This is a genomic window from Micromonospora sp. M61, assembly GCF_018070245.1.
GTDB classification, from domain to species: domain Bacteria; phylum Actinomycetota; class Actinomycetes; order Mycobacteriales; family Micromonosporaceae; genus Micromonospora; species Micromonospora zamorensis.
The window spans coordinates 22,271-46,017 of record NZ_JAGPYA010000020.1 but is presented as its reverse complement, the minus strand read 5'-3'; the positions used below and the strand labels follow the sequence as shown (position 1 = coordinate 46,017).

At 70.7% G+C, this 23,747-nt stretch carries 24 protein-coding genes; 20 read left to right on the top strand and 4 right to left on the bottom strand.

Annotated features, from left to right (window positions below):
- Positions 1-17: 17 nt before the first annotated feature.
- On the bottom strand, positions 18-914 hold the full coding sequence (locus KBX34_RS13985) for an AAA family ATPase (RefSeq protein WP_210925290.1): 897 nt from the start codon (positions 912-914) through the stop codon (positions 18-20).
- 276 nt (positions 915-1,190) lie between these two features.
- Between KBX34_RS13985 and rpmE the strand changes: the two genes are divergently transcribed.
- Positions 1,191-1,415 (top strand): 50S ribosomal protein L31, encoded by a 225-nt coding sequence (gene rpmE / locus KBX34_RS13980; protein WP_030333150.1) that lies wholly within the window; start codon positions 1,191-1,193, stop codon positions 1,413-1,415.
- Between the two features lie 127 nt (positions 1,416-1,542).
- Complete coding sequence (gene prfA, locus KBX34_RS13975) at positions 1,543-2,631, top strand: peptide chain release factor 1 (protein ID WP_088949926.1); 1,089 nt, start codon at positions 1,543-1,545, stop codon at positions 2,629-2,631.
- A gap of 117 nt (positions 2,632-2,748) precedes the next feature.
- Here the strand turns inward: prfA and KBX34_RS13970 are convergent, their stop codons facing one another.
- Positions 2,749-4,296 carry a diguanylate cyclase gene (locus KBX34_RS13970; RefSeq protein WP_088949925.1) on the bottom strand — a complete coding sequence of 516 codons (1,548 nt, stop codon included), beginning with the start codon at positions 4,294-4,296 and terminating at the stop codon, positions 2,749-2,751.
- Positions 4,297-4,368: 72 nt separating this feature from the next.
- Here KBX34_RS13970 and prmC point away from each other — a divergent pair, with 72 nt between their 5' ends.
- From prmC to KBX34_RS13950, 4 genes are all read left to right on the top strand, one after another.
- Positions 4,369-5,316, top strand: coding sequence for a peptide chain release factor N(5)-glutamine methyltransferase (gene prmC / locus KBX34_RS13965; RefSeq protein ID WP_210925287.1), 948 nt, complete (start codon positions 4,369-4,371; stop codon positions 5,314-5,316).
- Positions 5,316-5,963: an L-threonylcarbamoyladenylate synthase gene (locus tag KBX34_RS13960; RefSeq protein ID WP_088949923.1), complete on the top strand. Its 648-nt coding sequence runs from the start codon at positions 5,316-5,318 to the stop codon at positions 5,961-5,963. The genes prmC and KBX34_RS13960 overlap by 1 nt, the downstream gene beginning before the upstream one ends.
- Positions 5,964-6,575, top strand: a complete 612-nt coding sequence (locus KBX34_RS13955) for a phosphotyrosine protein phosphatase (RefSeq protein ID WP_088949922.1) — start codon at positions 5,964-5,966, stop codon at positions 6,573-6,575.
- Between the two features lie 107 nt (positions 6,576-6,682).
- Positions 6,683-8,797 (top strand): transglycosylase domain-containing protein, encoded by a 2,115-nt coding sequence (locus KBX34_RS13950; protein ID WP_210925286.1) that lies wholly within the window; start codon positions 6,683-6,685, stop codon positions 8,795-8,797.
- Between the two features lie 12 nt (positions 8,798-8,809).
- Here KBX34_RS13950 and KBX34_RS13945 read toward each other — a convergent pair whose 3' ends face one another.
- Positions 8,810-10,273: an SDR family oxidoreductase gene (locus KBX34_RS13945; RefSeq protein WP_088949920.1), complete on the bottom strand. Its 1,464-nt coding sequence runs from the start codon at positions 10,271-10,273 to the stop codon at positions 8,810-8,812.
- 35 nt (positions 10,274-10,308) lie between these two features.
- Between KBX34_RS13945 and glyA the strand changes: the two genes are divergently transcribed.
- The 13 genes from glyA to KBX34_RS13880 all read left to right on the top strand — a co-directional run bounded on the left by glyA (position 10,309) and on the right by KBX34_RS13880 (position 21,315).
- A complete protein-coding gene (gene glyA / locus KBX34_RS13940) occupies positions 10,309-11,598 on the top strand; it encodes a serine hydroxymethyltransferase (RefSeq protein ID WP_210925283.1) in 1,290 nt (429 codons plus the stop codon).
- Positions 11,591-12,016, top strand: coding sequence for a hypothetical protein (locus KBX34_RS13935; RefSeq protein WP_088949918.1), 426 nt, complete (start codon positions 11,591-11,593; stop codon positions 12,014-12,016). Before glyA ends, KBX34_RS13935 begins: the two co-directional genes overlap by 8 nt.
- 189 nt (positions 12,017-12,205) lie before the next feature.
- A complete protein-coding gene (locus KBX34_RS13930; protein WP_088951984.1) occupies positions 12,206-12,442 on the top strand; it encodes an AtpZ/AtpI family protein in 237 nt (78 codons plus the stop codon).
- Between the two features lie 11 nt (positions 12,443-12,453).
- The gene (atpB, locus tag KBX34_RS13925; protein WP_088949917.1) at positions 12,454-13,251 is read left to right on the top strand and encodes a F0F1 ATP synthase subunit A; all 798 of its coding nucleotides are present in this window, start codon (positions 12,454-12,456) and stop codon (positions 13,249-13,251) included.
- Positions 13,252-13,315: 64 nt separating this feature from the next.
- Positions 13,316-13,558, top strand: coding sequence for a hypothetical protein (locus KBX34_RS13920; RefSeq protein ID WP_088949916.1), 243 nt, complete (start codon positions 13,316-13,318; stop codon positions 13,556-13,558).
- Between the two features lie 27 nt (positions 13,559-13,585).
- The gene (locus tag KBX34_RS13915; protein WP_088949915.1) at positions 13,586-14,125 is read left to right on the top strand and encodes a F0F1 ATP synthase subunit B; all 540 of its coding nucleotides are present in this window, start codon (positions 13,586-13,588) and stop codon (positions 14,123-14,125) included.
- Complete coding sequence (locus KBX34_RS13910; protein WP_210925282.1) at positions 14,125-14,946, top strand: F0F1 ATP synthase subunit delta; 822 nt, start codon at positions 14,125-14,127, stop codon at positions 14,944-14,946. Before KBX34_RS13915 ends, KBX34_RS13910 begins: the two co-directional genes overlap by 1 nt.
- 143 nt (positions 14,947-15,089) lie before the next feature.
- A complete protein-coding gene (atpA, locus tag KBX34_RS13905; RefSeq protein ID WP_088949913.1) occupies positions 15,090-16,742 on the top strand; it encodes a F0F1 ATP synthase subunit alpha in 1,653 nt (550 codons plus the stop codon).
- Between the two features lie 4 nt (positions 16,743-16,746).
- A complete protein-coding gene (locus KBX34_RS13900) occupies positions 16,747-17,676 on the top strand; it encodes a F0F1 ATP synthase subunit gamma (RefSeq protein WP_141910935.1) in 930 nt (309 codons plus the stop codon).
- Positions 17,676-19,112, top strand: a complete 1,437-nt coding sequence (gene atpD / locus KBX34_RS13895; RefSeq protein WP_099848184.1) for a F0F1 ATP synthase subunit beta — start codon at positions 17,676-17,678, stop codon at positions 19,110-19,112. Before KBX34_RS13900 ends, atpD begins: the two co-directional genes overlap by 1 nt.
- A gap of 228 nt (positions 19,113-19,340) precedes the next feature.
- The gene (locus tag KBX34_RS13890; RefSeq protein WP_210795258.1) at positions 19,341-20,477 is read left to right on the top strand and encodes an LCP family protein; all 1,137 of its coding nucleotides are present in this window, start codon (positions 19,341-19,343) and stop codon (positions 20,475-20,477) included.
- Between the two features lie 88 nt (positions 20,478-20,565).
- Complete coding sequence (locus tag KBX34_RS13885) at positions 20,566-20,847, top strand: F0F1 ATP synthase subunit epsilon (RefSeq protein ID WP_088949909.1); 282 nt, start codon at positions 20,566-20,568, stop codon at positions 20,845-20,847.
- A 12-nt stretch (positions 20,848-20,859) separates the two neighbouring features.
- A complete protein-coding gene (locus tag KBX34_RS13880; protein ID WP_088949908.1) occupies positions 20,860-21,315 on the top strand; it encodes a DUF2550 domain-containing protein in 456 nt (151 codons plus the stop codon).
- 317 nt (positions 21,316-21,632) lie between these two features.
- Here the strand turns inward: KBX34_RS13880 and KBX34_RS13875 are convergent, their stop codons facing one another.
- Positions 21,633-22,205 (bottom strand): cob(I)yrinic acid a,c-diamide adenosyltransferase, encoded by a 573-nt coding sequence (locus KBX34_RS13875; protein ID WP_088949907.1) that lies wholly within the window; start codon positions 22,203-22,205, stop codon positions 21,633-21,635.
- Here KBX34_RS13875 and murA point away from each other — a divergent pair.
- A complete protein-coding gene (murA, locus tag KBX34_RS13870; protein ID WP_210795260.1) occupies positions 22,204-23,646 on the top strand; it encodes a UDP-N-acetylglucosamine 1-carboxyvinyltransferase in 1,443 nt (480 codons plus the stop codon). The genes KBX34_RS13875 and murA overlap by 2 nt on opposite strands.
- Positions 23,647-23,747 lie beyond the last annotated feature (101 nt).

The following is a 23,747-nucleotide window of genomic DNA, read 5'->3' as shown; positions in this document are numbered from 1 at the left end:
GGGCCCGTCCGGACACCTCAGAAGTCGCCGTCGGCCACCTGGAAGACCGTCAGGCCGAGGGCCCGCCACATCTGGACCACCTGGACACGGTCGTCGAAGACGCCGGCCACCCGGTAACGGTCCCTGATCTCCCGGTCGTAGATCTCCCGCTTCACGATCGAGTCCTTCCGGGAGTCGCCGACGGCACGCAGGTGCAGGCCGAGGTAGGGGACCCGGACGTGCCGGGCCAGCCACGCCTCGGTCGCCGCGCGCGCGGAGGCGTCCCTCCCGGAGCAGAAGACCACCCCGTACCCGGCCGCGTGCATCGCCCGGACCGCCGCGATCACCGCCGTGTTCGGCTCGTCCTGGCCCACCCGGGTCATGTCGTACGGGCTGCGGGACACGGCCAGCGCCACGGTGCCGTCGATGTCCACCAGCACGATCTCGGGTGGCTCGGTCGACGGCGGGTGCACGACGGCGGGGCGCCCGGTGCGGGCCTGCGGCACCGGCAGCGGCAGGCTCCGCCCCTCCAGGTACCGCTCGTGCAGCCGACGGATCGCCTCGGCACCGACCTGTTCGGCGACCGGGCGCGCGGCGTCGCGGCGCAGACACTCGGCCAGCGGCACGTCGGTGAAGTCGTGCACCTCGAAGTCCGCGCCGTGGCGGGCGGCCAGCTCAGCCCAGTCCCGCAACGTTCGTGAGCGCAGGTTGGTGTCGTCCACGCAGACGTCCGCGCGGGCCCTCAGCAACGCCTCGACCTGGGCCCGCTGGACGACTGTCACCTGGGCCTCGGCCCACTGGGTGAACAACCGCTCGCCGTGCAGCATCCGGCGCAGGTCGTCCCGGTTGACCCGGACCACGGAGGGTTGGAGCGTGCGGGCGAACGTCGTCTTGCCCGAGGCGGGCAGTCCCCGGGTGGCGATCAGGCGGGTCATCGACGTCGCACCTCCGGCTCGGCGTGCGTACCCCCTGCGGGGTACCTGGCGGCGGTCCGCCGGGTGGGCGAATGCCCCGCCGGGCGGTGGGAATGCGGACGGGGAGGCACGTGTTGACGATGCCGGACGAGGTGTGCGGCCCGATTACCGGGTCGGCTCAGGCCCATGGCACACTGGTCAATCGGCCACCGGTTCCGGTTCACGCCCGAGCCCGTCGCGTACGGCGCGACGAGCGATGACGGCGACCCGGCGACCACCAACGAGAGGACCGAGGCGATGAAGGCAAACATCCACCCGGAGTACGTGACCACCGAGGTCAGCTGCTCCTGTGGCAACACGTTCACGACCCGCAGCACCGCCAAGGGCGGGGCGATCCACGCCGAGACCTGCAGCGCCTGCCACCCGTTCTACACCGGTAAGCAGCGCGTTCTCGACACCGCCGGCCGGGTCGCGAAGTTCCAGCAGAAGTACGCCAAGGTTCAGGCCAAGAAGGCCAAGTAGTTCCACGTTCGGCGCCCGCGTCCGGTTTTTCGCCGGACGCGGGCGCCGTCCGCATTTCCCCCAGTTTCCGCCCGGCCGCCGGCCTTCCGGCTCTCCCGGCTCGCACCGTCGAAGGAGCATCCGCAGCATGAGCAGCGAGCGTCTGGCCGGCCTCCTCGACGAGTACGCGGAGCTGGAGAAGCGGCTGGCCGATCCGGCCATCCACGCCGACCAGGCGACCGCGCGCAGGGTCGGCCGCCGCTACGCCGAGCTGGTGCCGCTGCACAAGGCCGCCGACGAGCTGGAACAGGCCCGCGCCGACCTGGTGGCGGCCCGCGAGCTTGCCGCGGAGGACCCGTCCTTCGCGAGCGAGGCGGAGTCGCTCGCCGCGACCCTGCCCGTGCTGGAGGAACGCCTCGCCGAGCTGCTCATCCCGCGCGACCCGCACGACGCCAAGGACGTGATCGTCGAGATCAAGGCGGGCGAGGGTGGCGAGGAGTCGGCGCTGTTCGCCGGCGACCTGCTGCGGATGTACACCCGCTATGCCGAGCGCCACGGCTGGGTCACCGAGGTGATCGACGCGCAGGATTCCGACCTCGGCGGGGTCAAGGACGTCTCGCTCGCCATCAAGACCAAGGGTGTGCCGGAGGGCGGCAGCGGCGTCTGGTCCCGACTCAAGTGGGAGGGCGGCGTGCACCGCGTGCAGCGTGTCCCGGTCACCGAGTCGCAGGGCCGGATCCACACCTCCGCCGCCGGGGTGCTGGTGCTGCCGGAGGCCGAGGACGTCGACGTCACCATCGACGCGAACGACCTGCGCATCGACGTGTTCCGCTCGTCCGGCCCGGGCGGCCAGTCGGTCAACACCACCGACTCGGCGGTGCGGATCACCCACCTGCCGACCGGCATCGTCGTCTCCTGCCAGAACGAGAAGTCCCAGTTGCAGAACCGGGAGCAGGCGATGCGGATCATGCGGGCCCGGCTGCTGGCCGCCGCCCAGGAGCAGGCCGACGCCGCCGCCTCGGACGCCCGGAAGGCCCAGGTGCGCACGGTGGACCGCTCGGAGCGGATCCGCACCTACAACTACCCGCAGAACCGGATCACCGACCACCGGATCGGCTACACGGCGTACAACCTCGACCTGGCGCTCGCCGGCGAGCTGGACGGGGTGCTGGACGCCCTCACGGAGGCGGACCGCGCCGCCCGGCTGGCCGGCGACACCGAGCTGACCCGCCGCTGAGCAGCCCGGCCGCGCGCGACCCGTCGCCGTCGATCATGGGATTGTGGTGGGTGGTTTGTCGCGTCGTGGGCCTTTGGTGAGGCACCACAAGTGCTTGATCGACGCGAGCCCTGGCGGTCAGCTCGCGCGGGGACGGGACTTGGCGCGCAGCATTTCCCGGTCGGCCAGCTCGAAGGCGACGCTGAGCGCGTCGCGCAGCCCACTGCCGCCGGAGACCTCCGCGAAGCCGATGCTCACCCCGACCGGCGTGCCCGGCACCAGCGACTCCCAGTCCTCGAGTCGGACGGCGGCCTCGATCCGGCGGGCCACCTCGGCGGCCTCGGTCATGCCGGTGTCCGGCAGCACCACGACGAACTCGTCACCGCCGTAGCGGGCCACGAAGTCGCCCCGGCGCATCACCCGGTTGATCACCCCGGCGATGCGTTGGAGCACCAGGTCGCCGGAGTGGTGGCCGTGCCGGGTGTTGACCGCCTTGAAGCCGTCCAGGTCGCAGACGCCGATCACCACCCGCTCGCCCCGGGTGACCACTGCCGTGATGTACCGCTCCAGCCGGCGTCGGTTGGGCAGCCCGGTGAGCGGGTCGGTCAACGCCTCGCCCTCGAACCGCGCCGCCTCGCGGCGCATCTCCTCGTGGTCGATGCGGGCGGCGATGCCGTCGATGTAGACGTCCCGCAGCCGGTCGTTGCGTTGGGCGGCGAGCCGGAACGCCAGACGGTCGGCCCGGTGCGCCGCCGGGTGGTCTCCGGCGCGGGTCAGCGCGATGCTGCGCAGCCGGGCCGGCTCGGCTGCTCCGAGCGTCTCGGTGGACACGTGGACGGTGTCCAACCGGGTGACCGCCTCGATCGGCCGCCCGGCGGCCACGGCGAGGCACACCTGCCCGAGCTGCCGCATGTCGCGGGCGCGGGCGCTGTCTCCGCCGTGGCTGATCAACCGGGCCGGCTCGGCCTCCCCGGTGGTCGCCACCTGGTCGCCGAGCGCGGCCTGCCGCGCCGCCGCGTAGCCGTACGCGGCGAGGCTGCTCGGGCGGAGCTGGCCGGCCCGCCCGGTGCGGACGAAGCGGGCCAGGTCCGCGGCCACGTCCCGAAGCACCCGCAGACACCCGTCGCTGTCGCCGTTGTGGTCCAGTGCCACCGCGTTGCGCAGCCGGATGCCCGGCGCGGCGAACGTCTCCTCGGGGATGCCGGCGGTCAGCCCGAGCTGCCGGGCCCGCTCGATGGCGCCGAGGGCGTAACCGTGGAAGCTGAGGTAGCTGTAGGCCATCGCCAGGTCGTGCCAGCCCCAGGCGGTGTCCCGGTCCGGGTCCTCCACCGCGCCCAGGGCGCGGGCGGCTCGGACGAGGTGCATGACGCAGCGGTCCAGTGCGCCCTGGTGGTGGGCGGCGAGCGCGGCCAGCGCGTTGAGGTGCCCGTGCAGGTACGGCTCGGCGAGGTCGCGAACCGCCGCCGACGCCTCCTCGATGGCCCGGGTGAACTCTGCGGTCCGACCGAGATTGATCAGTGCGGAGAGGCGCTGCACCAGCGCGTCCGCTCGCGCGGCCGGGTCGGCCGTGGTGCGGATCACACGCTCCAGCAGGACGTACGACTCAGCGGAACGGCTGGCCTCCTGCAGTGCGCGGGCGTGCGTGAGGACATCAACCTGGTCATCGACCCGGTCGAGCCAGCCCACCCGCCAACCTCCTGCCGTGCGCGCTGGGCGCACCTGTTCGTCGCGCCGCCCGCGACGCTTCATGATTATGTCGTGAGTACTCTGCCGCAACACCCCCCCGGAGGGACAGGCCCCATCCGTCCGTCCGTCGCAGTGGCCCGATCGGCCCGGGTGCTTGCCGCTGCCGGGGTCGGCTCGGCCCGGGTGGAGGCCGAGTTGCTGGCCGCGTACGTGCTCGGGGTGCCCCGGGGTCGGCTGGCGCTCGCCGACGACCTCAGCGACGACCAGCTGGCGCGGCTCGACGACCTGACGCGTCGTCGCGCCGGGCGGGAGCCGTTGCAGCATCTGACCGGTCGCGCCGGGTTCCGGCACCTTGAGTTGCTGGTCGGTCCGGGTGTCTTCGTGCCCCGGCCGGAGACCGAGTTGCTGGCCGGGTGGGGCGTCGAGCAGGCACAGGGCCGGCCCGACCCGGTGGTGGTCGACCTGTGCAGCGGCTCGGGCGCCATCGCGCTGGCGGTCGCCCAGGAGCTGCCGGGGGCGCGGGTGATCGCGGTGGAGCGGTCCCCGGCGGCGTTGGCCTGGCTGCGGCGCAACGCGGCGGAGCGGGCCGCGGCGGGGGACCGGCCGATCGAGGTGGTCGAGGCCGACGTGACCGCGCCGGATCTGCTGGCGGACCTGGTGGGCCGGGTGGACGTGCTGCTCTGCAACCCGCCGTACGTGCCGGACGACGTGGTGGTCCCCCCGGAGGTGGCCGGGCACGACCCGGCGGAGGCGGTCTTCGGCGGCGCGGACGGTCTGGCGGTGATCCGGCCGGTCGTCACCCGGGCGGCGGCGCTGCTGCGCCCCGGTGGCGCGTTCGGGGTCGAGCACGACGACACACACGGCGCGGCGGTGCCCGGGCTGCTCGCCGGGCACGGCGGGTTCACCGCTGTCACGGAGCATCGGGACCTCACCGGACGGCCCCGCTTCGCCACCGCGTCCCGACGGGCGGACGGCCAGCACGCCCCGATCGGGGCGGCGTGGCAGACTGACTCCCCGTGATGCTCTACGACTGCCGGTCGCCCGCCGATCGGGACCGCGGCATCGCTGCGGCGATCGAGGCGGTCAAGAACGGCGAGCTGGTCGTCCTTCCGACGGACACCGTGTACGGGATCGGCGCGGACGCGTTCACCCCGTACGCGGTCAAGGCGCTGCTTGATGCCAAGGGCCGGGGTCGGCAGATGCCGCCGCCGGTGCTGATCGGCTCGCGGCACACCCTGGACGGGTTGGTCTTCTCGCTGCCCACCGCCGCACGGGATCTCGTGGAGGCGTTCTGGCCGGGTGCCCTGACGATCGTCGTCGAGCACTCGCCGAGCCTCCAGTGGGATCTGGGCGACAAGACGGGCACGGTGGCGGTGCGGATGCCGCTGCACCCGGTGGCGCTGGAGGTGCTGCGCGAGACCGGCCCGATGGCGGTCTCGTCGGCCAACAAGACCGGCCAGCCCGCCGCGGTGACCGCCGAGGAGGCGCGTGACCAGCTCAGTTACTCGGTGCGGGCCTACCTGGAGGCCGGGCCCTGCCCGGACCCGGTGCCCAGCACGATCGTGGATCTGACCGGTGAGGTGCCGCAACTGCTGCGGGCGGGGGCGATCCCATTGGAGAAGCTGCGCGACGTCGTACCGGACCTCATCGACGGTCGGGCGGTCTGAGTGCCCCCGTTCACGGTGCTGCACGTGTGCATGGGCAACATCTGCCGCTCGCCGATGGCGGAGCGGCTGCTCGCCCTGGCGGTGCGGGAGCGGTTGACGCGGCGTGCGGAAGACCCGGCCCGCGCCGAGGAGCTGGTGCACAGCCACAGCGCCGGGACGGGTGGTTGGCACGCGGGCGAGGAGATGAACCCGCCGGCGGCGCGGCAGGTGACCGGCCGGGGTGGGGACGTCGAGGGGTTCGCCGCCCGCAAGTTGCGCTCGGACCACATCGACGCCGCCGACCTGGTCCTGACCGCCACGGCGGACCAGCAGGAGTACGTGGTGGCGCTGCGGCCGGACGCGGCGGCCCGCACGTTCGTGCTGGGGGAGTTCGGCCGGCTGCTGGCCGCGGTGGACGCCACCGCGTTGCCGCCGGGTGACGCGACCCCGGAGGCCGTGTACGCCCGGGGTGTGGCTCTGGTGGCGGCGGCCCACGACGTCCGGTTGGGCGCCTCGGCGTTGCCGACCGATGATCTGGACGACCCGTGGGGTCGCGGTGACCAGTGTTTCAGCCGGGTCGCCGACGAGATCGAGGAGACGGTGCACCCGCTGGCCGGCGCACTGCTGCCCTGAGCCTTGGTGCGAGTTTCCTCCGGGTTTGGGGAAAACCAGGGGCGAAAGGGGCGTTTCGGGTCATCCTGAACGGGTCCTAGCGTGACCGGCTCCTGCGGGGAGAGCTGATGATCCGGGCCCATCTCGACAAACTGCTGACCGTGGTGATCGCCGGAGTGCTGGCCGGGTTGGTGCTGGCCGCAGCCGCCCTGCCGGCGGCCCTGGCCTTCGGGATCGGGTTCAGCAACCTGTCCACGCCGTACTCGGAGCTGCCGAACACACTCCGTACGCCGCCGACCGCCCAGCGCTCCAACCTCTACGCCAACGACGGCACCACCCTGATCACCTCCTTCTACCAGGAGGACCGGGTGGACGTGCCGCTGCACGAGGTGGCCCCGGTGATGCGCCAGGCGATAGTGGCCGCCGAGGACGTCCGGTTCTACCAGCACAGCGGAGTGGACCTGCGCGGCGTGGTGCGCGCGTTCACCGTCAACAAGCGGGACGGGCGGACGCGGCAGGGCGCCTCCACGCTGACCATGCAGTACGTCCGCAACGTGCTCAGCAGCGACCCCCGGCTGACCGAGGCGCAGCGGGTGGCCGCCACCGAGGTCACCACAGTGCGCAAGCTCCAGGAGATGCGCTACGCGCTCGCGCTGGAACGGGAGCTCGACAAGGAGCAGATCCTCACCCGCTACCTCAACATCGCCTACTTCGGCGCTGGGGCGTACGGCATCGCGGCGGCCAGCAAGCGCTACTTCTCCCGGTCTCCGGCCGACCTGACCCTGTCCCAGGCGGCGCTGCTGGCCGGTCTGGTCCGGTCACCGGACAGCGACGACCCGATCAACGGCGACGCCGACGCCGCGCTGGCCCGACGGTCGTACGTGTTGGAGCGGCTTGTGGAGTCGGGGCAGGTGCCGGCGGACGCGGCGGCGGCGGCCCGGGCCGAACCGTTGCAGCTTCAGCCGAATGAGACCCCGAACGACTGCACCGGGGTGCCCGAGGCGCACAACGACTGGGGCTTCTTCTGCGACTGGTTCACCCGCTGGTGGAGCAGCCAGTCCGCGTTCGGCGCGACGGCCGACGAGCGGCAGCGCGCGCTGCGCCGGGGCGGGTTCTCGATCGTGTCGTCGCTGGACCCGGGGGTGCAGCGGGCCACCACCGAGCAGGTGCTGAAGATCTACCGGCCGACGGACGCCGAGGCGGTGCCGACCGCCGTGGTGCAGCCGGGCACCGGGCGGGTGCTGGCGATGTCGGTGAACCGTGCCTACAGCGTGCAGGACAACCCGGTCGGGCAGAAGAACCGCCCCAACACCGTCAACCAGCTGGTCGCCGGCGGTGGGGCGATCGAGGGGTACCAGGGTGGCTCGACGTTCAAGCTCTTCACCATGCTGGCCGCGCTGGAGTCCGGCCTGCCGCTGTCGACCGACTTCGTGGCGCCGACCCAGTTGCTCACCCGCTTCCCGGTCACCGGGGCGGCGAGCTGTGACGGTCACTGGTGCCCGACGAACGCCAGCCCCTCGTCGATGGACGGCCCGCGCACCATGTGGAGCGCGTTCGGCCGTTCGGTGAACACGTACTTCGCCTGGCTCACCGAGAAGGTGGGCGCCGACCGGGTGGTGGAGATGGCCGAGCGGCTCGGCATCGTGCTGCGGGCCGACTCCGACGCCAAGCTGGCCCGCTACGGCGCGAAGAACTGGGGCCCGTTCACCCTGGGCGTGGCCGCGACGACGCCGCTGGACCTGGCCACCGCGTACGCCACCGTGGCTGCCGAGGGGACCTGGTGCGCACCGCTGCCGGTGGTCTCGATCACCGACTCGGGTGGCCGGCCGGTCGACGCCGCCAAGCCGGACTGCCGGCAGGTGCTCGACCCCGACGTGGCCCGGGCGGCCACCGACGCGGCACGCTGCCCGGTCGGCGACCAGTCGATGTACGGGCGCTGCGACGGCGCCACCGCACCCGGGCTGCGCGCGCGGCTCGGCCGTCCCGTGGCGGGCAAGACCGGCAGCTCGGAGCGGTACGAGACGGAGACCGTGGTGGCGTTCACGCCGCAGTTGGCGGTCGCCTCGATGGCGGCGAACCCGGACGATCCCCGGGACGCGGTCGGTCAGGCGGTACAGGCCCGGATGGTGGACGCGGTCGGCGAGGTGCTCGCCGTCGCCCTGCGCGACCAACCGGTACGCGACTTCGTCCCGCCGAGCGAACGAACCGCCCTCCAGGTCACCGGAGCCCGCACCGGCAACTGAGACCTGCGGGGATCAGGGGGCCTGTTCGGCGTTGCGCGCAATGTTGCGAGCCATCCCGCCGAAGACCACCGCGTGGAAGGGCGCCACCGACCCCCAGTAGGCGTGGCCGCTCAGCCCGCGTGGCAGGAAGACCGCGCGTTGCTGGTAGCGGCTGCGGCCGTCGTCAGTTGGCAGCACCCGCATCTCCAGCCAGGCCCGGCCGGGCAGCCGCATCTCGGCGCGCAGCCGGAGCAACTCGCCCGGGACGATCTCCTCGACCCGCCAGAAGTCCAGCGCCTCACCGACCTGGAGGCGGTGCGGGTCGCGTCGGCCCCGACGCAGCCCGACCCCGCCGACCAGCCGGTCCAGCCAGCCGCGGATCGACCAGGCGAGCGGGAACGAGTACCAGCCGTGCTCCCCGCCGACACCCTCGACGACCCGCCAGAGCGCCGCCGGTGGGGCGTCCACCACCCTCTCGCGGACGTCGGTGTAGGCGGTGCCGCCGGACCACTTCGGGTCGGTGGGCAACGGCTCGGCGGGCGCGTCCGGGCCGCTCGCGTTCGACCAACGGGTCTCCACCTGGGCGTCACGCACCTTGGCGAGCGCCAGCGCCACCGCGTCGTCGAAGCCGGTCAGCCCACCGGGTGGGTCCGGCACGTACCGGGCGATGTCGTGCTCGTGCGCGACCGCCTCGTGGATCAGGCTCTCCACCAGGGGACGGGCGATGGCATTCGGCACGGGGGTGACCAGGCCGACCCAGTGCGACGAGAGCGACGGGGTGAGCGCGCGGACCGGCACGATGATCCGTCGGCGCAGCCCGGCCACCCGGGCGTAGCGCTGCATCATGTCGAGGAAGGTCAGCACGTCCGGCCCGCCGATGTCGAAGCCCCGGTTGACGTCCGGCGGAAGCGCGATGGAGCCGGCCAGGTAGCGCAGCACGTCGCGGACCGCGATCGGTTGGATCCGGTTGTGGACCCAGCGCGGGGTGATCATGGCGGGTAGCCGCTCGGTCAGGTACCGCAGCATCTCGAACGACGCCGAGCCGGAGCCGATGATCACCGCGGCCCGCAACACGGCCGTCGGCACCCCGCTGGCCAGCAGGATCCGGCCCACCTCGGCCCGGGACCGCAGGTGGGGGGACGGGACCTCCGCGTCGGACGCCGGCTCCGGCCCGCCCAGGTAGACGATCCGGCGTACGCCGGCAGCGCGGGCCGCCGCCGCGAAGTTGGTCGCCGCCGTGCGGTCGGCCTCCTCGAAGTCGGGCCGGCCCAGGGAGTGCACCAGGAAGTACGCGACGTCCACGTCGGCGAACGCGGCGGGCAGCGTCTCCGGCCGGCTCAGGTCCCCCTCGACAATCTCGGCCGCCGAGGCCCAGGGCACGTCCCGCAGCCGGACGGCCTTGCGGGCGAGGCAGCGGACGGTGTGCCCGTCGGCCAGCAGCAGCGGTGTCAGCCGCCCGCCGATGTATCCGGTGGCTCCCGTGACGAGGCATCTCACAGGTCCCAGTGTGCGGCCCCCTAGACTCGTTCGCTGTGGAGACCGAGACGAGCACCTTCTGGGGGCCGGATTTCGCGCAGCTCAGGGCCACCGACCCGGAGATCGCCGGGGTGGTCCTCGGCGAGCTGGACCGGTTGCGGGGTGGCCTGCAGCTCATCGCCAGCGAAAACCTGACCTCGCCGGCGGTGCTGGCCGCGCTCGGCTCGACCCTGACCAACAAGTACGCCGAGGGTTACCCGGGCCGGCGCTACTACGGCGGCTGTGCCGAGGTGGACCGGGCCGAGGAGATCGGCATCGCCCGGGCCAAGGAGCTCTTCGGGGCCGAGCACGCCAACCTCCAGCCGCACTCCGGTGCGAGCGCCAACCTGGCCGCGTACGCCGCGCTGGTGCAGCCGGGTGACACGGTGCTGGCGATGGACCTGCCGCATGGCGGGCACCTCACCCACGGCAGCCGGGTGAACTTCTCCGGCAAGTGGTTCCGCCCGGTCGGCTACCCGGTGCGGCCGGACACCGAGCAGATCGACTACGACGAGGTACGGGACCTGGCGCGGGGGCACCGACCCAAGCTGATCATCTGTGGTGCCACCGCGTACCCCCGGCTGATCGACTTCGCCCGGTTCCGGGAGATCGCCGACGAGGTGGGCGCGTACCTGATGGTGGACGCCGCGCACTTCATCGGCCTGGTCGCCGGCCGGGCCATCCCGTCCCCGGTGCCGTACGCCGACGTCGTCTGCGCCACCACCCACAAGGTGCTGCGCGGTCCGCGCGGCGGCATGATCCTGTGCCGCGAGTCGCTGGCCCAGCGCATCGACAAGGCGGTCTTCCCGTTCACCCAGGGTGGCCCGCTGATGCACGCCGTCGCGGCCAAGGCGGTCGCGCTGCGCGAGGCCGCCCAGCCGGAGTTCCAGACGTACGCCAGGCAGGTCGTCACCAACGCCCAGGCGCTCGCCGCCGGGCTGACCGACGAGGGCATGCGCCCGGTGTCCGGTGGCACCGACACCCACCTGGCCCTGATCGACCTGCGGGAGCTGGGGGTGACCGGCGCCGAGGCCGAGCGACGCTGCGACGCCGCGTCGATCACCCTGAACAAGAACGCCATCCCGTACGACCCGCAGCCGCCGATGGTGGCCTCCGGCATCCGGGTGGGCACGCCGAGCGTCACCACCCAGGGCATGCGGGAGGGGGAGATGCGGCAGGTGGCCACCCTGATCGCCCGTGCGGTGCGCACCGATCCCGGGGCGCCGGGCGGCACCGACGAGCTGACTCGGCTCACGGCCGAGGTGGCCGAGCTGGTCGCGGCGTTTCCGGCGTACCCCCGTGGCTGAGCCCGGGGTGGTCGAGCCCGACGCCGACCGGCGGTGGCGGCTGCGGCACCTGCCGGTGCTGCTGGCCGCGTCGGCGGCGTTGGCGGTGGTCGCCGCGGTGGTGGGTGCGGTGACCGGCGGCGCGACGGCGGCGCTCGGCGCGGCGGCCGGCGTGGGCGTCACGGTGCTCAGCTACACCCTGACCACGGTGGTGCTGGCCCGGGCCGACCAGGTCAACCCGCAGTTGTTGCTGCCGCTCGGGCTGGGCCTGTACGTGCTGAAGTTCACCCTGCTGGGCGTGGTGATGGTGGCGGTGGCGTCGACCGGCTGGGCCGGGTTGGTCCCGCTCTGCCTCGGCATCGTCTCCGGGGTGGCAGTGTGGACGGCGGTGCACATCTGGTGGCTGACCACGGTGCACGCCCGCCGGCCGCAGGGCTGACCTGGCCGTTGGCAGGTCGTCCCAACCAGCGGACGCGCCGCAATGTGTCGGCCTCCGGTCATTTTCCGACGGGCGGAAGGGGAGTAGCGTGCCCACAGACGACGGCGCCCACGAGAAGCCCACACAACGATGGTTGTGCGGGGGGTGAGGCACAGCCTCGTCTTCCCGGCTGATATCGTTCGCCCCGTCATGGCTGGTGACCAAACCCCCCGTCCCGCCGGTGAACCGGACGATATTCCGTCCGGCGCCGGTCAGGGTTGGACCGCGCTCAGCTACCTCATCGGAGGCATGCTCGTGTGGGGTTTCATCGGCTGGCTGATTGACCAGTGGCTCGACACCGGCGGCGTTGCCACCGGGATCGGCGTCGTGCTCGGTATGGCCGGGGGCATCATCCTGGTCGTCCGCCGACTCGGCACGCCTACTTAGGAAGGGACGCGGTGTTCGGACAGGCGAACGTTCTGGCAGCGGGCCAGGCGGCATTCCCACCCAGTGTGGAGGACTTTTACCTGCCCAGCATCCTGCCCTGGGGTGCGCACGACTCGTACTGGTTCACCAAGATCACGGCAATGGTCTGGGTCGCGGTCGGCGTCCTGATCATCTTCTTCCTGGCGACCTACCGGAAGCCGCAGCTGGTGCCGACCAAGAAGCAGTGGCTCGCCGAGTCGATCTACGGCTTCGTGCGCAACAACATCGCGGTCGACATGATCGGTCACGCGGGGGTGCGGTTCGCTCCGTACTTCACGACGCTCTTCTGCTTCGTGCTGCTGACGAACTTCTTCGCGATCGTGCCGTTCTTCCAGATCTCGCCGAACTCGCACATCGCCTTCCCGGCGTTCCTCGCGATCATCAGCTACGTGCTGTTCAACTACGTCGGCATCAAGAAGCACGGGTTCGTCAAATACTTCAAGAACTCTCTGGTTCCGCCGGCGCCGTGGTTCATCCTGCCGCTGCTGATCCCGATCGAGCTCTTCTCGACGTTCATCGTCCGGCCGTTCTCCCTTGCGGTTCGTCTCTTCGCGAACATGTTCGCCGGCCACATGCTCCTGCTGGTCTTCACGCTCGGCGGCTTCGCCATGCTGAGCGCCAACGCCTGGCTGGCTCCGGTCTCGGTGCTCTCCTGGGTGATGACCATCGCGCTCACCTTCCTCGAGTTCCTGGTGATCTGCCTGCAGGCATACGTCTTCACCGTCCTCACCGCCAGTTACGTGCAGGGCGCGCTCGCCGAAGAGCACTGATCCACCGCACCAACCGTTGTCGTCCCGCGTGAGAGACACGCGTGATAACCAGGAGGAACCACTAATGGATTACGTCGCCGCCGCAGAAGGTGTCGTTGGCAGCACCGCCGCCATCGGCTACGGCCTCGCGGCCATCGGTCCGGGTATCGGCGTCGGCCTGGTCTTCGCCGCCTACATCCAGTCGACCGCCCGTCAGCCGGAGTCGTCGCGGATGACCCTGCCGTACGTCTGGATCGGCTTCGCCGTCATCGAGGCGCTCGCGCTGCTGGGTATCGCCTTCGGCTTCATCTGGCAGGGCCAGCTCTAATCCCGCTCGTCGACCGGGAGGTCACCTATGTACTTCCTCGCCGCTGAGGGTGGTGAGTCGACCCACAACCCGATCATTCCGATCTGGCAAGAGATCGTGGTCGGTGGGATCGCCTTCATCGTTCTCTGCTTCGTGCTGATGAAGTTCGTCTTCCCCCGCATGGAGCAGACGTTCCAGGCTCGGGTCGACGCGATCGAGGGCGGCATCAAGCGCGCCGAGGCCGCCCAGGCCGAGGCGAACCAGCTGCTCGAGCAGTACCGTGCCCAGCTCGCTGAGGCTCGGACCGACGCCGCCAAGATCCGTGACGACGCGCGGGCCGACGCCGAGGGCATCCGGCAGGACATCCTCGCCAAGGCGCGGGAGGAGTCCGACCGGGTCATCCAGGCCGGCAAGGACGCGCTCGCCGCTGAGCGGGCCACCATCGTGCGCGAGCTGCGCACGGAGGTCGGCACGATCGCGGTGGACCTCGCCAGCAAGATCGTTGGCGAGTCGCTGGCCGACGAGGCGCGACGCAAGGGCACCGTCGACCGGTTCCTGAGCGGCCTCGAGAGCACTGGGGCCCGCTGATGCAGGCCGCCAGCCGGGAGTCGTACAAGGTCGGGGCCGAGCGCCTCGACGCGTACGTCCGCGGCGCGGAGCCGTCGGCGGTGGCCTCCACCGCCGACGCCATCCTCTCCGTGGCGACCCTGCTGCGGCGTGAGCCGCGGCTGCGCCGGGCGCTCTCCGAGCCGTCCCGGTCCGGCGAGGACCGTGGCGCCCTGCTCGGCGACATGCTGGGTGGGCGGATCGGCGCGGACGCGCTCGACCTGCTCGTGGTCCTGGTGTCCGGCCGTTGGTCGGCACCGTCGGAGCTGCTCAGCGGCGCCGAGCGACTGGGCGTGGAGGCGCTGCTCGCCAGCGCCGACAAGGCCGGCGAGCTGGGCGAGGTCGAGGACGAGCTGTTCCGCTTCGGTCAGGTCGTGGCCGGTCAGTCGGCGCTGAGCAACGCGCTCGCCGACCCGGTCGCCCCGGTCGAGCAGCGGGCCACCCTGGCCCGTGAGCTGCTCACCGACAAGGCCCGCCCGGTCACCGTCCGCCTCGTCGAGGCGGCGCTCGGCGGGTTCGGGGGACGTTCCTTCAACGGAGCGCTCACCCGACTGGTCGAGCTCGCCGCCGACCGGCGTGACCGGCAGGTGGCGTACGTGACCGTCGCGGCCCCGTTGAGTGACGAGGACGAGCGTCGGCTGGGCGCGAGCCTCACCGCGATATACGGTCGAGAGGTCTCCGTCAAGCAGACGGTCGACCCAGCCGTCCTCGGTGGCGTGAGCGTCCGGGTCGGCTCCGACCTGTACGACGGCACCATCCTGCGCCGCCTCAACGAGACCCGCAACGCGCTCGCGAAGCGCTGAACGGCTCGCCGTCCAGCGGCTGAGCGGCCTCGCCGCCCAGCATCGGGGCGGCGGCTCCGCCGCCCAGCGCCCGGATTGACAGACGCCATTCGGACCGGTTGGTACTAGGTATCCCGGGCCCCTGAATTTTAAGGAAGCAGAGGATGGCCGAGCTGACCATCTCGACGGAGGAGATCCGCGGCGCCCTGGAGCGCTACGTCTCCTCCTACTCGTCCGACGTCTCCCGCGAGGAGGTCGGCACCGTCGCCGACACCGGCGACGGCATCGCCCACGTCGAGGGCCTGCCCTCGACCATGACCAACGAGCTCCTCGAGTTCGAGGACGGCACGCTCGGCGTGGCGTTGAACCTCGACGTCCGGGAGATCGGTGTCGTCGTCCTCGGCGACTCCGCCAAGCTGGAGGAGGGGCAGCGCGTCAAGCGCACCGAGCGGGTTCTCTCCGTTCCGGTCGGCGACGCCTTCCTCGGCCGCGTGGTCAACGCGCTCGGCGATCCGATCGACGCGCTCGGCGACATCGCCAACGAGGGCTTCCGCGAGCTGGAGCTTCAGGCTCCGAACGTGATGTCCCGGCAGTCCGTCGACGAGCCGCTGCAGACCGGCATCAAGGCCATCGACGCGATGACCCCGATCGGTCGGGGTCAGCGGCAGCTGATCATCGGTGACCGCAAGACCGGCAAGACCACTGTCGCCCTGGACGCCATCCTCAACCAGCGGGACAACTGGCGCACCGGCGACCCGAAGAAGCAGGTCCGCTGCATCTACGTCGCCATCGGTCAGAAGGCCTCCACCATCGCCTCGATCAAGGGGCAGCTGGAAGAGGCCGGCGCGATGGAGTACACGACGATCGTGGCCTCCCCGGCGTCCGACCCGGCCGGCTTCAAGTACCTCGCCCCGTACACCGGCTCGTCCATCGGGCAGCACTGGATGTACGGCGGCAAGCACGTTCTGATCGTCTTCGACGACCTGAGCAAGCAGGCCGAGGCGTACCGGGCCGTGTCGCTGCTGCTGCGTCGCCCGCCGGGCCGTGAGGCGTACCCGGGTGACGTCTTCTACCTGCACTCCCGCCTGCTGGAGCGCTGCGCGAAGCTCTCCGACGAGCTGGGTGGCGGCTCGATGACCGGTCTGCCGATCATCGAGACGAAGGCCAACGACATCTCGGCCTTCATCCCGACCAACGTCATCTCGATCACCGACGGCCAGATCTTCCTGGAGACCGACCTGTTCAACCAGGGCGTTCGTCCGGCGATCAACGTCGGCACCTCGGTCTCCCGGGTCGGTGGCGCCGCGCAGGTGAAGCCGATGAAGAAGGTCGCCGGTTCGCTGCGGCTCAACCTGGCGCAGTACCGCGAGCTGGAGGCGTTCGCCGCCTTCGCCTCCGACCTGGACCGGGCCTCCCGCGCCCAGCTGGACCGCGGTTCGCGCCTGGTCGAGCTGCTCAAGCAGCCGAACTACTCGCCGTTCCCGGTGCAGGAGCAGGTCGTCTCGGTCTGGGCCGGCACCGAGGGCAAGCTGGACGACATCCCGGTGGGTGAGGTCCGGCGCTTCGAGTCGGAGTTCCTCCAGTACCTGCGGCACAAGCACGAGGGTGTGCTGGCCGGCATCGCCGACAACCAGTGGAACGATGACATCATCGGCTCCCTGGACAGCGCGATCGCCGAGTTCAAGCAGGTCTTCCTCAACAAGGAGGACGAGCGTCGGGTCAACGACGCGCCGGCCGCGCCGCTTGAGGGCGACGAGAACCGCGAGACGGTGACCCGCTTCCGCGACAGCGCGACCGACCGCCCGGCCGAGAGCTGATCCCGTGGCGGCCCAGGTACGCGTTCTTCGTCAACGGATCCGCTCGGCGAAGTCGATGAAGAAGATCACCAAGGCGATGGAGCTCGTGGCGACGAGCCGGATCGCCAAGGCTCAGGCCCGGGTGCAGGCGTCCCTGCCGTACGCCCAGGCCATCACCGGTGTGCTCACGGCGCTGGCGTCCAACGCACGGATCGACCACCCGCTGCTCACCCCGCGCGAGCGGGTGCGGCGGGCCGGCGTCCTGTTGGTCACCAGCGACCGTGGCCTGGCCGGCGGTTACAGCTCCAACGCGATCAGGATGGCGGAGTCGCTGATCGCGCGCCTCAAGGCGGACGGCAAGGAGCCGGTGCTCTACGTCATCGGGCGTAAGGGCGTCGGGTTCTACCGGTTCCGCGAACGGCCGATGGAGGCCAACTGGACCGGGTTCAGCGAGCAGCCGTCGTTCGAGGACGCCCGCACCGTCGGTGAGACGCTGATCAAGGCGTTCACGGCTGGTGCGGACGACGTCGACGGCGGTGCCGGAGCGGACGGTGTGCTCGGCGTCGACGAGTTGCACATCGTCTACACCGAGTTCCACTCGCTGATGACGCAGAACCCGGTCACCAAGGTGATCGGTCCGATGCAGGTGGAGGACCGGCCGCGCTCCGAGGGGCTGCTGCCGGCGTACGAGTTCGAGCCGGAGGCGGAGGCGCTGCTCGACGCGCTCCTGCCGAGGTACATCAACACGCGGATCTACGCGGCGTTGATCGAGTCGGCGGCGAGTGAGTCGGCGGCACGGCGGCGGGCGATGAAGAGCGCCACCGACAACGCCGAAGAGATGATCGAGAAGTACACGCGCGAGATGAACTCGGCTCGCCAGGCCGGGATCACCCAGGAGATCAGCGAGATCGTCGGCGGCGCCAACGCGCTGGCCGCGTCGGGAAGTGAAGTGTGATGACTGCACCAGTAGAGACCAAGACGGCCACGGGTCGCGTGGTCCGGGTCATCGGCCCGGTCGTCGACGCCGAGTTCCCGCGCGACGCCATGCCGGCCCTGTTCAACGCGCTCAACGTTGACGTGAAGCTGTCCGGCGGTGAGAAGACGCTGACCCTGGAGGTCGCCCAGCACCTGGGTGACAACCTGATCCGTGCCATCTCGATGCAGCCGACGGACGGCCTGGTTCGCGGCGCTGAGGTGCGTGACCGCGGCGAGCCGATCACCGTGCCGGTGGGCGACGCGGTCAAGGGCAAGGTGTTCAACGCGATCGGCGAGGTGCTGAACCTCAAAGAGGGCGAGACGTTCGAGGCCGACGACCGGTGGGGCATCCACCGCAAGGCCCCGGCCTTCGCGGACCTGGAGCCGAAGACCGAGATGCTGGAGACCGGCATCAAGGTGATCGACCTGCTCGCCCCGTACGTCAAGGGCGGCAAGATCGGTCTGTTCGGCGGCGCGGGCGTGGGCAAGACGGTGCTCATCCAGGAGATGATCACCCGTGTTGCCCGCAACTTCGGTGGTACCTCGGTGTTCGCCGGCGTGGGTGAGCGCACCCGTGAGGGCAACGACCTCATCGCCGAGATGACCGAGTCCGGCGTCATCGACAAGACCGCGCTGGTCTACGGCCAGATGGACGAGCCGCCGGGCACCCGGCTGCGGGTGGCCCTCTCCGCGCTGACCATGGCGGAGTACTTCCGGGACGTGAAGAAGCAGGAGGTGCTGCTCTTCATCGACAACATCTTCCGCTTCACCCAGGCCGGTTCGGAGGTGTCCACCCTGCTCGGCCGTATGCCGAGCGCCGTGGGTTACCAGCCGACCCTGGCCGACGAGATGGGCGAGCTCCAGGAGCGGATCACCTCCGTCCGGGGCCAGGCCATCACGTCGATGCAGGCGATCTACGTGCCGGCGGACGACTACACCGACCCCGCTCCGGCCACCACGTTCGCCCACCTGGACGCGACCACCAACCTGGAGCGGTCGATCTCCGACAAGGGCATCTACCCGGCCGTGGACCCGCTGGCGTCCTCGTCCCGGATCCTCGCCCCGGAGTTCGTCGGCCAGGAGCACTTCCAGGTCGCCACCGAGGTGAAGCGGATCCTGCAGCGCTACCGCGACCTGCAGGACATCATCGCCATCCTCGGTATCGAGGAGCTCTCCGAGGAAGACAAGATCACCGTGGCTCGGGCCCGGCGGATCGAGCGCTTCCTCTCGCAGAACACGTACGCCGCGGAGCAGTTCACCGGCGTGGCGGGCTCGACGGTCCCGATCAAGGAGACCATCGAGGCGTTCCGCAAGATCAGCGAGGGTGAGTACGATCACTTCCCCGAGCAGGCGTTCTTCATGTGCGGCGGTCTCGAGGACCTCGAGGCCAAGGCTGCGGAGCTGATGAAGGACTGACCAGCTCGATCGGATCTGCAACAAAGAGACTGCCCCGGCAATGCCGGGGCAGTCTTTTGTTCATGTTCGCGTCCTATCGTCGTCGCGGTCCGTTACTCGTGGTCGGCGCAGACGAGCCACCCGAGATACGGTCGTTCCGCGCTCGTATGTGAAAGAGCTTTGATCTTTGCAACCTTTCGGCGACGTGCGCCCGTCTTCCTCCCGTGGGGCGTAACGAACGGAGAACTCGTGGGTAAGGCCGGCAAGAGTGGCCGCAAGTCGTCGGTCTGGCGGGGTGTGCCGCGCTGGGCCAGGATCTGCACGGTGTTCGGCACCGTGTTGACCGTGCTCAGCGGTGCCGTGCTGGTCGGCACTGAGGTGCTCATGGCCCGCTACGAGGGTGCGGTGGGCAAGGCGGACCTGTTCGGCGACCAGGCGGCCGGTGCCCAGGCGAAGAAGAGCGAGATCAAGGGCCCGCTCAACATCCTGCTGGTCGGCATCGACCCGCGTACGGCGACGGCGGCGCCGCTGGCCGACTCGATCATGGTGCTGCACGTGCCGGCGACGATGGACCGGGCCTACCTCTTCTCACTGCCGCGCGACCTCTACGTGCACATCCCGGCGTTCAAGAAGGCCAACTTCGCGGGCGAGTCCACGAAGATCAACGCCGCCATGTCGTTCGGCAGCCAGGTGCCGGGGGCGAAGCCCGACGCCGCCCGGGGCTTCGAGCTGCTGGCCACGACCGTGCAGAACGTGACGGGCATCAAGCGGTTCGACGCCGGCGCGATCATCAACTTCACCGGCTTCCAGAAGATCGTCGATGCCATGGGTGGCGTCAACATGTACGTCGAGCGGGAAGTGAAGTCCGAGCACAAGCAGCCGGACGGCAAGGCCCGGCCGGGCAACACTCGCGGCGAGGGCTACGTCGGGCCGCAGGCGGTCTACAAGAAGGGCAACCAGCACCTGAGTGGGTGGCAGGCGCTGGACTACGTTCGGCAGCGTTACCCGAAGAACGGCGTTCCGGACTCCGACTACGGCCGGCAGCGCCACCAGCAGCAGTTCGTCAAGGCCATGGTCGGCCAGGCGTTCAGCGCCGACGTGGTGTCCAATCCGATCAAGCTGGACAAGGTGCTCCGCGCCGCCGGGCAGTCGCTGATCTTCAACGGGCGGGGCAACAGCGTCGTCGACTTCGGGCTCGCCCTGAAGGACATCCGCCCCAACACGATCCAGATGATCAAACTGCCCGGTGGCGGCGTGTACGACGGCAAGAGATACCTGGGTGAGCAGTTCCAGCCGGGGGTTCCGGACTTCTTCGCCGCGCTGAAGAGCGAGCAACTCGACCCGTTCCTGCTGGAGCACCCCGATTTCGTCAACAAGACCAAGTAGCCGGGGCGTGGTTCTCCCCACCCGCGTGGGGCGCGCGCCGGCGTCAGGCTAGACTTTCGGCAATCCGTAGCCGCAGCAAGGAGACAGCGTGGCACAGCAGCTTCACGTCGAGCTCGTCGCCGTCGAGGAGAAGGTCTGGTCGGGTGACGCCGAGATGGTCGTCGCTCGCACGACCGAGGGCGAGCTGGGTGTTCTGCCGGGGCACGCGCCGCTGCTCGGCCAGCTCGCCGAGCCCGGCCAGGTGCGCATCAAGCTCGCCGGTGGTGAGCAGGTCACCTACGAGGTGGCCGGCGGCTTCCTCTCGGTGAGCGCCAACGGTGTCACCGTGCTGGCCGAGAGCGCAACCCCGGTTTCCGCGCCGAGCCGCTGAGTCACACCGGGGATGGAGATCGTCGAAGGGTTCGGGATCGGCGTAGTCGTCATCCTCGGCGCGCTTTTCATTCTCTTCGTCCGGCGAGCTCTGGTCACCCGCAGCGGTGGCATCATCCGGCTCAGCGTCCGGGTCTCCACCATGCTCGACGGCCGCGGCTGGTCGCCCGGCTTCGGTCGGTTCGCCGATGACGAGCTTCGGTGGTACCGGATGTTCAGCTTCGCGATCCGCCCCAAGCGGGTGCTGTCGCGCAAAGGGTTGGCGGTGGAGCGCCGCCGATTGCCCGAAGGTCAGGAACGGCTCTCCATGCCGGCCGACTGGGTGATCCTCCGCTGTACCAGTCACCACGCACCGGTGGAGATCGCCATGGCGCGATCGACAGTGACCGGTTTCCTGTCCTGGCTCGAGGCCGCCCCTCCGGGGGCGGTCTCGCCACGTCTGGCCTCCCAGGACTGGCCGGCTGCCTGAGCCGTCTCTGGTCGCCCTTGGGGTTTCCGGGGAGCCCGCCCGGCTCCGGGCGGTCAGGATTGATCCCTGCGCCGGGCGGGCTCCCCGGAAACCCTTCTTGGGCACCCTGCGTCGTTCTGGCGCGGTTTTTGTCACCTGCCGTTACCGGTGAGGCTGGGTTCCGCCTTCTGCGTCGCTGGTGATCGACTCGATGTCCTGCTGGTCTGGATGCCCCTTTTTCTTGAACCCGAGTCGATCACGTCGCCCACTCGGTTCAGGTAGGCGTGGGGGCGGTCAGATCGGGAAGTCACTGCTCGACGTGGTGCAGAGCCCTCAGGTCAGCGCTTGCCGCCTGGCACCCATAGCACGTCTCCCGCCGGATTTGCCGTTCTTGACAGGATAAAGAGCAGATCGGAGAGCCGGTTGAGATACTTTGCCGGGAGCGTGCTGGTTCGGTCCGGATCGTGGGCCACCAGCGCCCACGCCGCCCGTTCGGCACGCCGGGCGATGGTTCGCGCCACATGCAGCAGCGCCGCGCCTGCGGTGCCGCCGGGGAGGATGAAGGAGTCGAGCTTGCTCAGGCGTGCGTTGTATTCGTCGCACCAGCCTTCCAGGCGCTCGACGTACTCCTCGGTCACCCGCAGCGGCGGGTACTTCGGCTCCGGCTCGACCGGGGTGGACAGGTCGGCGCCGACGTCGAACAGGTCGTTCTGCACCGACCCCAGCACTCCCCGCAGCACCTCGTCGAGCTCGCCCATGGCGATCGCGACGCCGATCGCCGCGTTGCACTCGTCGACATCCGCGTACGCGGCGATGCGTGGATCGGTCTTCGGCACCTGCTCGTTGTTGCTCAGCCTGGTCATGCCGGCATCGCCGGCCTTGGTGTAGATGCGCGTGAGGTGGACGGCCATGACGCACAGCCTACGGATTCCCGACCTGACGATCCCGGCGCGGCCGGACAGCTCCGCCAGTTGGCCTGTGGTGGTGGGCCCCGGCGACGCGGGCGACACGGCGGTCAACGACGTCGACGTCATCCGGGTCCACGGTGACGCCCGCCTGGCCGGCACCGTGCACGTGGTCGGTGCCAAGAACTCGGCGCTGAAGCTGATGGCCGCCGCGCTGCTCGCGCCGGGCCGCAGCGTGATCACGAACGTCCCGCGGATCACCGACATCGCGATCATGGGGGAGGTGCTGCGCCGGCTGGGTTGCGACGTCCGGTTCGACGCGGACGACCCGGTCGACCCGATGGTCGCCCGCGGTGGGGTGGCCCGGTCCCGCTCGGTGACCATCGACGTGCCCGAGCAGCCTGGTGCCGAGGCCGACTACGACCTGGTCCGGCGGTTGCGCGCGTCGATCTGTGTGCTCGGCCCGCTGCTGGCCCGCCGGGGGTACGTGCGGGTGGCCCACCCCGGCGGCGACGCCATCGGGTCGCGGGGGCTGGACATGCACATCTCCGGGCTGACCCGGATGGGCGCGGAGATCTCCGGTGAGCACGGGTTCGTCATCGCCTCCGCCCCGCAAGGGCTGCGCGGCGCGGACATCGTGTTGGACTTCCCCAGCGTCGGCGCGACCGAGAACCTGGTGATGGCGGCGGTGCTCGCCCAGGGCACCACGATGATCGACAACGCGGCCCGCGAGCCGGAGATCGTCGACATCTGCACGATGCTCAACGAGATGGGCGCGCGGATCGTCGGCGCGGGCACGTCCACGTTGCGGATCACCGGGGTCCCCGGTCTGCGCCCGGTGCGCCACGCCACGGTGGGGGACCGGATCGTCGCCGGCACCTGGGCGTTCGGCGCGGCGATGACCCGGGGAGACGTGACGGTGACGGGGCTGGACCCCGCGTACCTGGAGGTCGCGCTGGACAAGGTGGTGGCGGCCGGTGGCCTGGTGGAGACCAGGGGGGACGGCTTCCGCGTACGGATGGACGAGCGGCCCCGGGCGGTGGACGTGGTGACGCTGCCGTACCCCGGCTTCGCCACCGACCTGCTGCCGATGGCGATCGGGCTGGCCGCGGTCAGCGACGGCGCCTCTCTGATCACCGAGAACATCTTCGACGGCCGGTTCATGTTCGCGAACGAGATGATGCGGCTCGGTGCGGACATCAAGACCGATGGGCATCACGCGGTCGTCCGTGGGCGGGGTCGGCTGTCCGGTGCGCCGGTGCGGGCCACCGACATCCGCGCCGGAGCGGGGCTGATCATCGCCGGGCTCTGCGCGCAGGGTGTCACCGAGGTCTCTCACGTGCACCACGTCGACCGGGGGTACCCGGACTTCGTGGCCGACCTGCGCGCACTCGGGGTGGCGATCGAGCGGGGCACCGCACCGGAGGAACCGTCGCTGGAGATCTGACCCGCCGGGAGGCCGTACGTCAGGCCCGGGCAGTGCCGCCGGACCGCTTCCATGCCGGGAGCCGGTGCGGGACCGCCTCCTTGCCGGGAGGCACCTCCCGG

Bases quoted from the DNA above. Each gene is read 5' to 3' on its own strand.
- KBX34_RS13985 (WP_210925290.1), bottom strand. From the start codon at position 914: ATGACCCGCCTGATCGCCACCCGGGGACTGCCCGCCTCGGGCAAGACG.
- rpmE (WP_030333150.1), top strand. From the start codon at position 1,191: ATGAAGGCAAACATCCACCCGGAGTACGTGACCACCGAGGTCAGCTGC.
- prfA (WP_088949926.1), top strand. From the start codon at position 1,543: ATGAGCAGCGAGCGTCTGGCCGGCCTCCTCGACGAGTACGCGGAGCTG.
- KBX34_RS13960 (WP_088949923.1), top strand. From the start codon at position 5,316: ATGCTCTACGACTGCCGGTCGCCCGCCGATCGGGACCGCGGCATCGCT.
- KBX34_RS13950 (WP_210925286.1), top strand. From the start codon at position 6,683: ATGATCCGGGCCCATCTCGACAAACTGCTGACCGTGGTGATCGCCGGA.
- KBX34_RS13930 (WP_088951984.1), top strand. From the start codon at position 12,206: ATGGCTGGTGACCAAACCCCCCGTCCCGCCGGTGAACCGGACGATATT.
- KBX34_RS13920 (WP_088949916.1), top strand. From the start codon at position 13,316: ATGGATTACGTCGCCGCCGCAGAAGGTGTCGTTGGCAGCACCGCCGCC.
- KBX34_RS13915 (WP_088949915.1), top strand. From the start codon at position 13,586: ATGTACTTCCTCGCCGCTGAGGGTGGTGAGTCGACCCACAACCCGATC.
- KBX34_RS13910 (WP_210925282.1), top strand. From the start codon at position 14,125: ATGCAGGCCGCCAGCCGGGAGTCGTACAAGGTCGGGGCCGAGCGCCTC.
- atpA (WP_088949913.1), top strand. From the start codon at position 15,090: ATGGCCGAGCTGACCATCTCGACGGAGGAGATCCGCGGCGCCCTGGAG.
- atpD (WP_099848184.1), top strand. From the start codon at position 17,676: ATGACTGCACCAGTAGAGACCAAGACGGCCACGGGTCGCGTGGTCCGG.
- KBX34_RS13880 (WP_088949908.1), top strand. From the start codon at position 20,860: ATGGAGATCGTCGAAGGGTTCGGGATCGGCGTAGTCGTCATCCTCGGC.
- murA (WP_210795260.1), top strand. From the start codon at position 22,204: ATGACGCACAGCCTACGGATTCCCGACCTGACGATCCCGGCGCGGCCG.
- KBX34_RS13875 (WP_088949907.1), bottom strand. From the start codon at position 22,205: ATGGCCGTCCACCTCACGCGCATCTACACCAAGGCCGGCGATGCCGGC.